This is a genomic window from Alloprevotella sp. oral taxon 473 str. F0040, assembly GCF_000318095.2.
Classification (GTDB): Bacteria; Bacteroidota; Bacteroidia; order Bacteroidales; family Bacteroidaceae; genus Alloprevotella.
In genome coordinates, this window is the sequence record NZ_KB290705.1 from 158,535 (window position 1) to 172,800 (window position 14,266).

Genomic DNA, 14,266 nt, shown 5'->3' on the forward strand with positions numbered 1-14,266 from the left:
GCATTACACACTCCCTCCCCTACTTCTTCCTATTACTCTCTCAAAAATAGCATACAACAATGGCAAAAGATATTAAATACGACGTAGATGCTCGTGAACTTCTCCGTCAAGGTGCCGACGCCTTGGCCAATGCAGTGAAGGTAACCCTTGGCCCTAAGGGTCGCAACGTGGTCATCGAAAAGAAATTTGGCGCACCTCGCATCACCAAAGACGGTGTGAGCGTAGCAAAAGAGATTGAACTCGATGATCCCTTCCAAAACGCTGGTGCACAATTCGTCAAGAGCGTAGCCTCTAAGACGGGTGATGATGCAGGTGATGGCACCACAACTGCCACCGTGCTCACACAAGCCATTCTCACCGAAGGCATGAAAAACGTGGCTGCTGGTGCTAATCCTCTCGACCTCAAGCGCGGTATCGACAAGGCCGTGGGTAAAGTGGTGGAAAGCATCAAAGCACAGGCCGAACAAGTGGGCACTAACTACGACAAAATCGAACAAGTAGCCACGATCTCTGCCAACAACGATGCAGAAATTGGTAAGCTCATTGCCGACGGCATGCGCGAAGTGTCTGTAGATGGCGTGATTACCATCGAAGACGCTAAAGGTCGCGACACTGTCCTCAAGACTGTGAAGGGTATGCAGTTCGATCGTGGTTATCTTTCTGCTTATTTCGTGACCGATCCTGAGAAGATGACTTGCGAAATGGAGAACCCTTACATCTTGATCTACGACAAGAAGATTTCCAACCTCAAAGAGTTCATGCCCGTGCTCGAACCTGCAGTACAAAGCGGCCGTCCTCTCCTCGTCATTGCTGAAGATGTGGACAGTGAAGCATTGACCACTCTCGTGGTAAACCGCTTGCGCACACAATTGAAGATTTGTGCAGTGAAAGCACCTGGCTTCGGCGACCGTCGCAAAGCCATGCTCGAAGACATTGCTGTGCTCACCGGCGGTGTAGTTATCAGCGAAGAGAAGGGTTTGAAGCTAGAACAAGCCACAATCGACATGTTGGGTACGGCCGACAAAGTGAGTGTTTCTAAGGATTTCACGACTATTGTGGACGGCCATGGTGACAAAGAATCCATCGCTCAGCGCATCCAACAGATTAAGAACGAAATCAAGAACTCCACTTCTGAATACGACAAGGAGAAGCTCCAAGAACGTTTGGGCAAACTCTCTGGTGGTGTGTGCGTGCTCCAAGTAGGTGCTGCCAGCGAAACCGAACAGAAGGAAAAGAAAGACCGTTGCGACGATGCACTTTGCGCCACTCGCGCTGCTGTCGAAGAGGGTATCGTGACTGGTGGTGGCGTGGCTTACATCCGCGCTCAAGCTGCTCTCGAAGGATTCTCTGGCGACAACGCTGACGAAAACACGGGTATCCAAATCATCCGCCGTGCTATCGAAGAACCTCTCCGTCAAATCTGCAAGAACGCTGGAGTGGAAGGCGCAGTTGTCGTAAATAAGGTGCGCGAAGGCGAAGGAAACTTCGGTTATAACGCAAAGAACGACACGTATGGCGATCTTCGCGAAGTGGGTGTTGTGGATCCTGCCAAGGTAACTCGCGTTGCGCTTGAAAATGCAGCATCAGTGGCTGGCATGTTCCTCACCACAGAATGCGTGATCTGCGACAAGAAGGAAGATACTCCCGAAATGCCCATGGGTGCTCCCGGCATGGGTGGCATGGGCGGCATGATGTAATCTCCCACACTTCCCTTAAGTTCAACGCTGAAGACTTACATAGCCCTTCAAGCACTGAGCTCCAAAGATAAGGAGATGTTGCAAAACTCATTTTTGCAGCATCTCCTTTTGGTGTTTTATAAAGGGATAAAATGCAAGGCATTGAGATGGAGGCTGAAGGGAGCGTACTGAAGTACGTGACCAAAGCTGAATATCGAAAATAACACAGCAGTTTGCCCTTTATGAAACACCCTGTTTTTTGTACCTAATCGGGAGAAATTCCCCCATCGCTCACATTTGTGGCAAAGGATGCCCGTGGATAGTGTCGATGTGTCGCACCTCAGCTAGGTCACCACCGCCATTACCCCTTATCCACTGGACGTTTGAGCAAGAGCAATTCGCGTTTGGTCTCCGCATCAATGCGATAAGACTCACGAATCTTCTGAATCGCCTTGTTGTGTGTCCATGCAGGAAGGAGATTTTGTGCCAACCACATTTGGGTCTCTTCGGGACAATGGGTGAAACATTCGGCCACCGCCCACGCCACTGCCATGCGCACATAGTAGTCTTCGTGAGTGATGGCAGCAAGTTGCGCTAAGAATAGTGCTAGATGGCTTGGTTTTGCAAAATACTGCAATCCCATCACCACAGCAAAACGAATTTCGTAGGTGCGCTGTGCCGAGAAATAGGGCAAGATGAACGACCAAACCTCCCCTTCGTGCGCTGCCACCCAGCGTTTTCCACCCGAAAAACTAAAGATGTCGCACACCGACCAACTGTGGATGCTGGGCACCCATCGCGCCACACGTTGCAGATAGTCAGCCACGTCGGTGACACGCCACTGACTCAGCACAAGCCCATGCAGGGTTCGGGCCTCCATCCATCCGAAATCCGCTTCTGGTTGTACTGATGCTCCATTCTTTTGTTCAGACTCATGCAGTTTTTCTAGCGCAACATAGTGCGCTGCCAAACTTTCGGCTTCCTGCAAATAGTCTTCTTGCGTGCCGCTTTTGATGATGTCTTTCGCCAGTTTGCGCAAATCGGGAATACGCACTCCCAGCACACCAGGAATGTTGGGATGCAAGCGTTGGTTGAACTCCATATTGCCACGTTGGGCAAGCGACAAAAGGTGTTGGTCGATGGTTTGGCTGTGAATCGTGTACATAGTGCGCAGAGTTGAACAAAAGATTACGGAGAAACGACTACAAAAATAGGTATTTTTCACTGCATTAAAATCATTTATTAGGCAAAATCAGCCTGATTATCCACAAAAATGTAACTTTGCAGGGGAATAGAGATTAGACGTTAGAAGGTAGACGTTAGACAATAGACGTTAGAAGCTAGACTTTAGACGTTAGAGTCTTCCTTTCGCCCCCTCTACCTTAGGACAACGTCTTGAGATACCACACAAAAAACTAAACTTATGCAAGAAATACTCCGACTCATTCACGAGATGTCGCCCTATCTCCTCCTCGGCTTCTTCATCGCAGGACTGATGCACGCCTTCGTGCCTGGACGACTTTACAGCCAATATCTCAGCGGAAACGACCTCCGCTCCGTACTCTATGCCGCGCTCTTCGGCATTCCCCTACCCCTCTGCTCATGCGGGGTGATTCCCACCGCTATGTCGCTGCGCAAAGAAGGGGCTTCGCGCGGGGCTACCACCGCTTTCCTCATCGCTACTCCTCAAACGGGAGTGGACAGTATCTTTGCAACCTACTCTCTCCTTGGACTTCCTTTTGCGATAGTTCGTCCTGTGGCAGCACTGGTCACGTCTGTCTTTGGCGGAATGATGATGAATCGATTTGCCCCCCTCGAAACTGAAGCTCAGAAAGCGGCAGTAGATGCAGAAATCAGCAAAGCTACCTGCACCATCGAGGCGCAACAACCCTCCTTTCTTGGAAAACTGGGCATCGCCTTCCGCTATGGGTTTGTCGATATGATGCACGACATTGGCAAATGGCTTTTGATGGGTTTGGTCGTTGCTGGACTTATCACCCTCTTTGTGCCCGACAACTTTTTTGTGCAATTCGCAGAAATTCCCTTCCTCAGCTACTTTGTGGTGCTGCTCATCGCCATCCCCATGTATGTCTGCGCTACCGGAAGCATACCCATCGCAGCCGCGCTCATGCTCAAGGGACTCTCGCCTGGTGCAGCCCTGATTCTCCTCATGGCAGGTCCAGCAGCCAACATGGCTTCTGTGCTAGTGGTGCATCGCGCCTTGGGACGTCGCAATCTCATCGTCTATCTCGCATCGCTTATTCTCGGCGCAGTGGGCTTTGCACTCCTCATCGACTATGCGCTCCCACGCACATGGTTCACCCACTTTGCCGCGCCTACAGATGCTAGCTGCCACATAGAAACTCCGTGGTTTCAATGGGCAAGCACGCTCCTCCTTGGTGCGCTTTTGATCTATGTCTTCATCGCGCTTCCACTGTGGAGAAAACTGCATCCGCAAACGGAATTAACCATCGACCAATCATCTTCTTCTGCCACTCCCGTGCGCAAGTTTGCCGTGGAAGGCATGACCTGCAATCACTGTCGCAACCACGTGGAACGCGCTATTCTCGGAGTGGAGGGAGTGACCCAAGCCACAGTGTCACTCGAAGATGCCGAAGCTCAAGTCATCGGCACGGCTTCGGACGAAGCTCTCCTCCAAGCTGTAGCAGAGATGGGCTATCAACTCAAACCAAAACCGGAATAAAACCTGCCACTCCTCCTGAGCATCCGTCAGATTGCTCTGATATAACCTAGAGATGGGGCACAGATTCAACAGCGAACTGCGCGTTTTCCTTCCAATCTCTTCCCCCTTTCCTCAACAAAATAGCGACACTGCACTAGAGAATTTCTCTGTGCAGTGTCGCTATTCTCATAAAGCGAGGAGCTACCTAAAGCATCATTGGGAATCCTGCTCACTCTCTTCTAGCCATTTCACTGGACGGCAGGGATTGCCCACCGCCACGCAGTTGCTGGGAATGTCCTTAGCCACCACGCTTCCTGCACCGATGGTGACATTATCTCCAATGGTGACACCAGGTAAGACGGTGACTCCCCCACCAATCCACACATTGTGCCCGATGGTGATGGGTTCTGCCCACTCTTGTCGTGAATTGCGCGCCACGGGATCTGTGGGATGACAAGCCGTATAAAGCCCGACATTAGGGCCAATGAAACAGTTGTCGCCAATGGTGACTGGAGCTTCGTCGAGAACGGTGAGATTGAAGTTGGCAAAGAAGCCTTCGCCCACTGAGATATTGCTACCATAATCGCAATGAAAAGGCTGATTGACAATCACTCTTTCGCCCGTCTTGCCTAAAATTTGCTTGATTTTTTCCGTGCGCAGGGCATGGTCGGTAGGGCGAATCTGATTGTACTCAAAGACTGCATTTTGAGTGGTAAAAAGTTCAATAAGAATTTCAGGGTTGCAAGCATCGTAGATGTGCCCTGCAAGCATTTTTTCTTTTTCGGTCATGGGATAAACTGAGATTTAATGGGCTGTGAGAGGAAGGAGGGCTACCATGGGAAGTTCGATTTCTCCCCATGCCAGCATGGCATTGAACAGTCGGATGCGGGAAAATTCCGAAAGGCGATCGAGAGTCAGCGCGGAGTCTTCAAAGATTGTGCCAGTGCGCAGCAGAAAAGCTCGATGCGTGCCGCGGAGCAAAGGACGTGCCGGCGTATACCACCGTCTCTGCTGCTCGTGCCACAGGGCGATGTTGGCAATCGACGTGTCTGTGAAACACTTATCTCGCACCATGAGCACATCATCGCAGCCATTGCGTTGGTCGAAACACTCCATGATTGCCCTGCGATTGGTAGATTTAAGGGCGTAGTCCACATGATTGGCCTCAACTAGGCGGAGCGAGCGTACCAACCGTGGGGAATAACTCCGGAAGGTAATGGAGCGAATGCCCTCTGCCCCATAGACGATGCGCGCCATCGTGCGACCTTGGCGACAATCTTCGGGCATTTGTGCTGAAGCGGTAGCCCAGTGCTTGGGCAACTCTTTGCTGACATCTCGCCACACCAAGGCTTGACATGCCGCCTGCATGCGAGCCAGATGGAAAGGCCAGCGTAGCACTTCCCCATCAATGAGACAAAGGCTCTCCACCAATTCACAGATTAGGGATGAAGGTGCTGCATTCGCCTGAAAATCGGGTAAATAAATCAAGGATTCTTGGAAGAGTTGGTCAAACATCAGTGAGCTATTTTGAGCTATCTACGAAGATTGGACTAAAAACGTGGGAGACTTCTAAAAAGTTCTCGGAGTTTTTTCAAAATATCTCGGAGAACTTTTAGAAAAAGTCGGAGATTCTATACATAACTCTCCGACTTTTTATGCAGGAAAATGGGAGCAAGCTCCTACCACTCTATGCAGAAGCTATATGATGTCCCTTGTATTCCTCCTTAAACTCAGTAATGGTTTGCCCCGTCTGCTTCTTGAAAAAGCGCATAAAGTGTCCAGGTTCCGAGAAATGAAACTCGTAGGCTAGTTCGCTGGCTGTCTTGTTGGTAAATAGAATCTCATTTTTGATTTCTGCCAACAAGCGTTTTTTCAAGAGATGAGTAGCCGTTTGTCCATACTGCGCTTGCACTGCTGCATTGAGGGTCACGCGACTGATGTGGAGCATATCGGCATAGTCAGCCACTTGCTGATGCGTGCGAATGTGCTGTTCGAGGAGTTGTTTGAACTCATAAGCGTGATAATTCTTAGGAGCTGCAAAGGGAAGGTCATAAGAAGTGGCATATTGCCGATTGAGCAAGATGAGAAGATAGTGCAACAACGACACCATGATGTGATAACTATCGCCCACAGGATGCGCCAACTCTTGCTGAATGCGATTCAACACCTGATCATATTCCATACAATGTTCGGATTGAACATCAAGAATGGGCGCAAAGTCTGTTTGATGACAATAGAGCAAACGATAGGTGAAGAAGGGATCTGCCAGATAGATATTGAGAAAGTCGTGGCGGAAAAATAGGATACGCGCCTTAACCTCTCCTTCTTCGATGTGCCACTCTTGTTGCACATGGGGAGAAAGCACCAAAACACTATGATCTTTCAACTCGATTTGCTGAAAGCCATATCGCAAATTGCCTTTGACTTTGTCGAAAAAGAAAAGCTGAAAATAATCTGTCTTGAAGGTCGGATGCTCCATGAGTGCACCTTGTAGGTCGGAATAGTCGCCTACAGCGATATTGAAGTCTACCCCACAACGCGTGCGGCTGAAGGGTACTGTGGTGAGGGTGAAGGGAAGAGACGGAGTTCTCATGACACAAATGTACAACTTCTTGATGATTTATCAAAATGGCAGAGTATATATCATAAAGGGTAGAAAGAGATTACGCCAAATGCAGTTCCTTTGCACTTGTAATTAAAACCCTAAAAACTCAAAGAAAATGGCTAAACAAGTAGAAGTAAAGAATCAAGGCAACCACTTCACAGCAGTAAACGTGGGCAAGTTAAACGAAATCAAGGACTATGCCCTTGACCTCGGTGTAATCACCATCCCTGGCAAAACCTTTTTGGGACAGGCTCTTCAAACCACTGGTGCTGAAATCTCCTTCCAAAGTCTGGCAGCTGGTCAAGACTATGCTGCACGACATGCACACAAGACTCACGAAGAACTCTATTTCTTCTTGAAAGGAAGTGGAGAATTTGAGGTGGATGGCGAATTTTTCCCTATCACAGAAGGTAGTGTGGTGCGCGTGGCTCCCAAAGGTGTGCGCAATTTCAAAAACACTGGCGACTCTGAAATGCTGATGCTCTGCGTGCAATATAAGGCAGACTCTTTCGGTGAAGAGGATAGCCCTATGAATGATGGAATTATGATGTAAACCCTCTATCGTCAATCACCACGATGGCTAGGAATTGTGAGGAAAAACAGCTGACTGCTTTTACCTTACACCGCATGCAACTCACTAAACAAACGAAGCGTTGGACTATCTGCTCAACGCTTCGTTATGGTATATCTCCTAATTGCGCACAATGCAGCTTAAAGGAGGGGGATAAATCGCAAAAAAATCAGTGGCCCCATGCTCTACAATACTCTACGAAGAAAGGGAGCTATCCAATAGGCGCATAGACTTTGTCGAGTAATTCTTGATATTCGCTCTCGGCATCACTCCGCGTGGTGATGCCACCTCCTGCCTTGAACACTAGACTGCCGTCTGGCTGCTCTTCGACAAAACGAATCATGACGGCACTTTGCAGGGAGGTTCCATCGAAACAGCCCATGATGCCAGTGTAATAGCCGCGATCGTAGGTCTCGGCTTCGGCGATGCTCCGCACCGTAGCAAGCTTGGGTGCTCCTGTGATGCTCCCAGCTGGTAGGAGGGGCATGAGTAGATCGCCAAGGTGCGAGAGATAGTTGTGGGACAGACGTCCCACGATTTCGCTACTCGTTTGGAGCAACGCGCCACGATGGGTGTGAATCTCTTCGACATAGCGATAGCGTGCCACGTGCACCTCCGTGGCAATTTGGCTCAGGTCGTTGCGCAAGAGGTCTACGATGGTGGCATGCTCGGCTTGCTCCTTGGCATTGGCGAGCAAGGTCTGCTCGGCTTGGGGCAAGGTGGCATCAATCGTGCCTTTCATGGGAAAAGTGCGAATCGTGCCATCGGCGATTTCGACAAAAGGCTCAGGCGAAAAGCAAACAAAATGCCCTGGCCAAAGGAGTTTGTAGGGAGCGCGTGCCGAAGTGTAGAGTTGCGCCAGCGTGAGATTGGTGCACACGGGCACAGCAAAGGTGAGGTTGGTCAAAAAACTATCGCCTCGATGAAGGTGGTGCTGGACGATGTGAAACGCACGATGGTAGTCGCTGAAAGTTGGTGCTGAGACTTCCCATTCAATCTGCGACGGCAGGGATGAACAAGTGGAAAGATGACCAGCGGAAATCGGAGAAAAACTTGCATCTACACGACCAGTGAATTCAAATGCAAGGGCTGTGCCTGGCCAATCTTCGAGCGGAATCATTATGGCCTCAGAAACCTGATAATTGAACACAAAGAAGAAAGGCCGCCGCTCAGCACCCCACTGGTTCATGAGTTGCTGAGCGGTGGCCACATCGTGAGAGAAGGGTCGTAAAAGAGGAGACAGATTAGGCATTTTTCTCCACTTCACGCCCGCTTGCTGCCCAACCAAGGAAACCAGAATCTAAATCTGTGACTTGAAATTTTAGTCGAGCCAAGAACATGGCTGCTTGTTTGCTACGCGCTCCACTCCGGCAATATACTGCTACGGGGCGATTAGCATCTAGTTGGGTCTGTGCTCTAGGCAGGAAATCTGGAGCCATTACGTCCATGTTGGTACTTCCTGGGAGGTGTCCTTCTGCATACTCTAGCGGGGTGCGTACGTCGATGAGTTGAACATCGGGAGTGGATTGTAAGAAGGCTTCAAATTCACTGACAGAAAGGGAGGGAAAAGGGAGCATGGACTTAAAGAGCTTTTTGAGGGATTTGAAGATTTGAGCTATAAATCGTGACATAACCAAGAGATTTAAGACATGTTCTAAGCCTTCAATGAAGGAGTTTCTAAGAACTAGTCTAAGTTTTTCGTGCAGCACTCGATGCGCTTGCACATAGGCAAAAATACGCTTTTCTACGGAAAGTGCCAAGTGCATGAGCAGAATTATCGTGTACGAGTTCTATAAGACTCCCCTCTACTGCTTTAAGACTGCACTTGTGGACTTTTATCTCTAGGAACATGAGATGTGAAGAACTCTATTTCATTTGGCTTATCTAGGCAGATAAGCACACAAATTCTGCAAAGACAAAATAGCAAACCAGCATATATTCTGCAAAAATAACTTACCACAATAGGGGAACGCACTGAAAAACAGAGATGAGCAGGGATTTTACCTTGATTTTTTCGTAACTTCGCTAGTGAATTTTCACTTCATCCCTTTATTTTCCTCACACACTCCTCACGAATGAGCACATTGAGATTCAAAGTGGTCGAAGAGGCGTTTAAGAAACGTCCCGTGCCTGTGGCTGCTCCAGCCGAACGTCCGTCAGAATACTACGGCAAGTATGTCTTTACGCAAGAGAAGATGCGCAAGTATCTCCCTCTCCGCACTTATCAACAGTATGTGCAGGCACTAGACAACGGTACTCCGCTCGACATCCCTACGGCCAACGTGATTGCGCAAGGCATGAAACAGTGGGCCATCGAAATGGGCGTGACTCACTACACACACTGGTTTCAACCGCTCACGGAGGGTACTGCAGAAAAGCACGATGCCTTCGTGGAACACGATGGCAAAGGTGGCATGGTGGAAGAGTTTTCTGGCAAACTACTTGTGCAACAAGAGCCTGATGCTTCGTCTTTCCCGAACGGCGGTATTCGTTCCACCTTTGAAGCGCGTGGATATACCGCATGGGATCCTGCTAGTCCAGTGTTTATCATCGGCGATACGCTCATGATTCCCACTGTGTTCATCAGCTACACAGGAGAAGCACTGGACTATAAAGCACCGCTCAAAAAATCGCTTGCAGCAGTGAACCAAGCGGCTTTGGAGGTTTGCCGATATTTCTATGATGATGTGCAAAAAGTTTCCACCAATCTGGGATGGGAACAGGAGTATTTTCTTGTAGATGAAGGACTTTATGCGGCTCGCCCAGACCTTTTGCTCACGGGTCGCACGCTGATGGGGCATGATAGTGCGAAAAATCAGCAGATGGAAGACCACTATTTTGGTGCTATCCCTGAGCGCGTGGCAGAGTTCATGCGCGATTTGGAAATCCAAGCCTTGGAATTAGGCATTCCCTGCAAAACTCGTCACAACGAGGTGGCTCCTAACCAATTTGAACTTGCGCCGATTTACGAAGAATGTAACTTGGCTGTAGACCACAATATGTTGCTCGTGTCGCTCATGCGCAACATCGCACGCAAACATGGCTTCCGCTGCTTGTTGCACGAGAAACCTTTTGCGGGGGTCAATGGTAGCGGTAAGCACAACAACTGGTCACTGACTACTGACACAGGCGTGATTCTTCACTCTCCAGGCAAGACACCTGAAGAGACCCTCCGCTTCCTCACCTTTGTGGTGGAGACTTTGGTGGGGGTATACCGCCACAATGGTTTGCTCAAAGCGAGCATCATGAGTGCAACTAACTCACACCGACTCGGCGGACATGAGGCTCCTCCTGCTATTATCTCCTCCTTCTTAGGTAAGGAATTGAGCGAATTGATTGACACCGTGGCTAATTCTAGTTCGGACGAACTTACGGCTATGGGTGGAAAACAAGGGGTGAAGCTGGATATACCACAGATTCCCGAAATTCTCGTAGACAATACGGACCGCAACCGCACTTCGCCCTTTGCTTTCGTGGGTAATCGCTTTGAATTCCGCGCTTTGGGGTCTAGCGCGAACTGCTCTACAGCGATGATTGTGCTAAATACTGCCGTGGCAGAGGCTTTGTGCAACTTCAAAACTCGCGTGGATGCGCTGATTGCTCAAGGGACTGAACGCACAAGAGCGATTCTCACGGTGCTTCGTGAGGACATCAACACTTGTCGCCCTATTCTCTTTGATGGTAATGGTTATTCTGAAGAATGGCAAAAGGAGGCGCTCCGCCGTGGCTTGGACTGCGAGACAAGTTGCCCCATTGTCTTCGATCGCTATCTCGACGAATCGAGCATTGAAATGTTTGAGCGTATGCACGTGATGACACGCAACGAACTCGCTGCTCGCAACGAGATTAAATGGGAAATCTATTACAAGAAGGTGCAAATCGAAAGCCGCGTACTGGGCGACCTTTGTATGAATCATATTATTCCCGTTGCAACCAAATATCAAAGCGTGCTGGTGGACAATGTGAGCAAGATTTTCAGTGCTTTCCCTGCAGAAAAGGCGAAACAACTGAGTGCTTACAACGTGACGCTCATCGAGAAAATCAATGCGCACACGGACTTCATCGTGAATGCTGTGGACGAAATGGTGAATAAGCGCAAGTTTGTGAACAAGCTCTCCTCAGTGCGCGATCTTGCCGTGGCTTATCACGATGAGGTGGAGCCTTATCTTCACGCGATTCGCCGACATATCGACAAACTTGAATTGATTGTCGAGGACGAAATGTGGACACTCCCCAAATATCGTGAGCTTCTCTTCGTGAGATAAACGATGCTAGTGCATCACTTGTCCTATAAAAGTGATTTTATCAAAATAAAAAGGGCTGATACTTCCGTTGAAGTATCAGCCCTTTACGTTATGGTATAGCGCTAAAATTGCATTTGCATTTACGGGATAGCAATAGTAGAGATGCTATTCATTCATGCTTATCACATTATCGATTTGATAGGAGCCCTTTGACTGGACAACATGCACGCGGATACGTGTTTCCTGGCTTATAGTCTGTTGTCTGTTATCCTCCACCGCTGGCCACCTCAGACGCACTTCAAAATAATCGTCGGGCATTGGAGAGATAAACAGAGAATTCATATACGCTTCGACACAATCTTGTGTATCCAAGAAGATGTCGTAATCCCATTTTCGCTCAACAACAAATGGCTTAAAGTACTTGGGGGCACAACTCTTTATCAAGGCATCACAAATGTTATTGGAAGCATCATACATCGTTCCATTCATATATGCCATGTAAAAGCCGTAAAGGAACAGTGCTTTTTCCTTTTGCTCAGTTGATACAAAAGGGGCGATGCGGGAATACGCTTGACTAAAGTCAGGATGTGTATCTTGTAACGTGGATTTCTCATTGACCGTAAAAACGAACTCACTATTAGCCCGTAACCATAGCTTGCTCTTATCTTTGGCAGTCAAAGGGAAATCCTTTGCCACCTTCAAGCGCAACTCTTCACCAGTTGGAGTTGTCTTGTAGGAATGTGCCAAATTCTTAAGGAACACATCAGAACCTCCATCAATACAATTTGCAGTGTATGTCTTACCATTAAGCGTAAGACTAAGACGGTCTGCCTGATTATAAGTCATATATTCAACTGCAAAATCTAAAAGTTCGGCAGCATATACCTTATAGGTGGCGTCATACACCGAATCTGGATCTACAAGAGTTACAAAACGTGCCTTTTGATCCTCACGTTGTATCGACATATTATTACCTATACGGAGATCCACAGTAGCCTTTGCAGGATAGGCTACAGCGGTAGAAAGAGAGTGATACTTTGACTGTACGAATGCAGGAGTGCCATAAGACTCTGAAAACGTGCTTTGAGCTGGTGACTCTGCTATGCCTAATGTCATAGCTAAGCCGATAAATAATGCGCGCATCATGGTAAAGGGTATAAAGATACGAGACGAAAATGTGTAAGAAAGGAATACAAATAGCAAGAAAGACGACAAAAGCTGCGTGAGAAAAGATTAAAATTGAGCCAAAGAGAGACATAATTGCGTGAGAAAGGAGCTAGATTACGCGAGAAAGATAGAAACGAAATCGCCTTACGCACAAGTACATGCGAGCAATCTTGTAAACCTATCTACATCACAGCGCAAATGTAGATATAAAAGAGCAATTGCACAAATAATCCTGAGATTCTTTGAAGAAACAACGAGTATAGCTCAAACAACAACAAGGAAAACACCAAGAAAATACTAGGCACTACATAAGAAAAAACTAGAAATTCTCGAAGATGGATGAGAATTTCTCAAAAACAAGGAGAAATTGCACGGAGAAGATAAAGATTTCTAGAATAATAATGAAGATGTCCAAAAGAAACAAGGAGGAGTTCTCGAAGAAGAATGAGACTTCCTCAGAAAACTACAAGGAATTACACGGAGAAGAAAAAGATTTCCAGAATAATAATGAATATGTCCAAAAGAAACAAGAAGGACTCTCGAAGAAGGATGAGAATTTCTCAGAAAACAAGGAGAAATTGCACGGAGAAGAAAAGGATCTGCAGGGTAATAATGAGGATGTCCAAAAGAAACAAGAAGGACTTCTCGAAGAAGGATGAGAATTTCTCAGAAAACAAGGAGAAATTGCACGGAGAAGAAAATGATTTGCAGGATAATATTGAAGATATTCAAAAGAAACAAGGAGGACTACTCGAAGAAGGATGAGACTTCCTCAGAAAACTACGAGGAATTACATGGAGAAGAAAAGGATCTGCAGGGTAATAATGAGCATGTCCAAAAGAAACAAGAAGGACTACTCGAAGAAGGATGAAAACTTCTCAGAAAACAAGGAGAAATAGCACGGAGAAGAAAATGATTTGCAGGATAATAATGAAGATAATCAAAAGAAACAAGGAGGACTTCTCGAAGAAGGATGAGGATACCTGAAAGATGAAGCTTAAAGATTCCACAAGATATGTGCCTATAAAAGCCCTACAGCTCTAAGTTCACCGTAAATCAGCGCAGAAATGCAGTTTAAGCTCATACATTTACTCCTACGAACAGAAGCGTTTATAGACAAATATTTGCAGGAACACCACTAAATAGCGCAGAAAAGCATATTAGAGTTCATGTAAATGTCACCCAAACATAGGAGTGTACAAACACAAAATATCAGCAAATAACTAGTTAGGGGTGTAGAATCTGCGTTGAAACGCATGTAACTTGCTCCAACCTATAGTAGCACATAAATACAAAAAAGCCCCGAGTTCATTGTGAACT

General features: G+C 47.6%; 12 protein-coding genes. 5 read left to right on the forward strand and 7 right to left on the reverse strand.

What is annotated here, in order from left to right; translation table 11 throughout:
- Positions 1–59 precede the first annotated feature (59 nt).
- Positions 60–1,697: a chaperonin GroEL gene (gene groL / locus HMPREF9999_RS01075; protein ID WP_009751979.1), complete on the forward strand. Its 1,638-nt coding sequence runs from the start codon at positions 60–62 to the stop codon at positions 1,695–1,697.
- A gap of 340 nt (positions 1,698–2,037) precedes the next feature.
- Here the strand turns inward: groL and HMPREF9999_RS01080 are convergent, their stop codons facing one another.
- The gene (locus HMPREF9999_RS01080) at positions 2,038–2,841 is read right to left on the reverse strand and encodes a DNA alkylation repair protein (RefSeq protein ID WP_009751980.1); all 804 of its coding nucleotides are present in this window, start codon (positions 2,839–2,841) and stop codon (positions 2,038–2,040) included.
- Between the two features lie 258 nt (positions 2,842–3,099).
- Here HMPREF9999_RS01080 and HMPREF9999_RS01085 point away from each other — a divergent pair, with 258 nt between their 5' ends.
- Positions 3,100–4,380, forward strand: coding sequence for an SO_0444 family Cu/Zn efflux transporter (locus HMPREF9999_RS01085; RefSeq protein WP_009751981.1), 1,281 nt, complete (start codon positions 3,100–3,102; stop codon positions 4,378–4,380).
- A gap of 192 nt (positions 4,381–4,572) precedes the next feature.
- On the opposite strand, the gene HMPREF9999_RS01090 is transcribed toward HMPREF9999_RS01085, so the two are convergent.
- From HMPREF9999_RS01090 to HMPREF9999_RS01100, 3 genes are all read right to left on the reverse strand, one after another.
- Positions 4,573–5,148, reverse strand: coding sequence for a sugar O-acetyltransferase (locus HMPREF9999_RS01090; protein WP_009751982.1), 576 nt, complete (start codon positions 5,146–5,148; stop codon positions 4,573–4,575).
- Between the two features lie 15 nt (positions 5,149–5,163).
- The gene (locus HMPREF9999_RS01095) at positions 5,164–5,874 is read right to left on the reverse strand and encodes an aminotransferase class IV (RefSeq protein WP_009751983.1); all 711 of its coding nucleotides are present in this window, start codon (positions 5,872–5,874) and stop codon (positions 5,164–5,166) included.
- Between the two features lie 172 nt (positions 5,875–6,046).
- Positions 6,047–6,952 (reverse strand): helix-turn-helix domain-containing protein, encoded by a 906-nt coding sequence (locus HMPREF9999_RS01100; protein WP_009751984.1) that lies wholly within the window; start codon positions 6,950–6,952, stop codon positions 6,047–6,049.
- A gap of 127 nt (positions 6,953–7,079) precedes the next feature.
- On the opposite strand from HMPREF9999_RS01100, the gene HMPREF9999_RS01105 reads away from it, so the two are divergent.
- Complete coding sequence (locus HMPREF9999_RS01105) at positions 7,080–7,517, forward strand: cupin domain-containing protein (protein ID WP_009751985.1); 438 nt, start codon at positions 7,080–7,082, stop codon at positions 7,515–7,517.
- Between the two features lie 229 nt (positions 7,518–7,746).
- On the opposite strand, the gene HMPREF9999_RS01110 is transcribed toward HMPREF9999_RS01105, so the two are convergent.
- Positions 7,747–8,787, reverse strand: coding sequence for an aminodeoxychorismate synthase component I (locus HMPREF9999_RS01110; protein ID WP_009751986.1), 1,041 nt, complete (start codon positions 8,785–8,787; stop codon positions 7,747–7,749).
- Positions 8,780–9,166: a rhodanese-like domain-containing protein gene (locus HMPREF9999_RS01115; protein ID WP_044062852.1), complete on the reverse strand. Its 387-nt coding sequence runs from the start codon at positions 9,164–9,166 to the stop codon at positions 8,780–8,782. Before HMPREF9999_RS01115 ends, HMPREF9999_RS01110 begins: the two co-directional genes overlap by 8 nt.
- A gap of 444 nt (positions 9,167–9,610) precedes the next feature.
- Here HMPREF9999_RS01115 and HMPREF9999_RS01120 point away from each other — a divergent pair, with 444 nt between their 5' ends.
- The gene (locus tag HMPREF9999_RS01120) at positions 9,611–11,800 is read left to right on the forward strand and encodes a glutamine synthetase III (protein WP_009751988.1); all 2,190 of its coding nucleotides are present in this window, start codon (positions 9,611–9,613) and stop codon (positions 11,798–11,800) included.
- A 144-nt stretch (positions 11,801–11,944) separates the two neighbouring features.
- On the opposite strand, the gene HMPREF9999_RS09795 is transcribed toward HMPREF9999_RS01120, so the two are convergent.
- Positions 11,945–12,895: a hypothetical protein gene (locus HMPREF9999_RS09795; RefSeq protein WP_198144603.1), complete on the reverse strand. Its 951-nt coding sequence runs from the start codon at positions 12,893–12,895 to the stop codon at positions 11,945–11,947.
- A 386-nt stretch (positions 12,896–13,281) separates the two neighbouring features.
- On the opposite strand from HMPREF9999_RS09795, the gene HMPREF9999_RS01130 reads away from it, so the two are divergent.
- Positions 13,282–13,605: a hypothetical protein gene (locus HMPREF9999_RS01130; RefSeq protein ID WP_009751992.1), complete on the forward strand. Its 324-nt coding sequence runs from the start codon at positions 13,282–13,284 to the stop codon at positions 13,603–13,605.
- Positions 13,606–14,266: the final 661 nt, after the last annotated feature.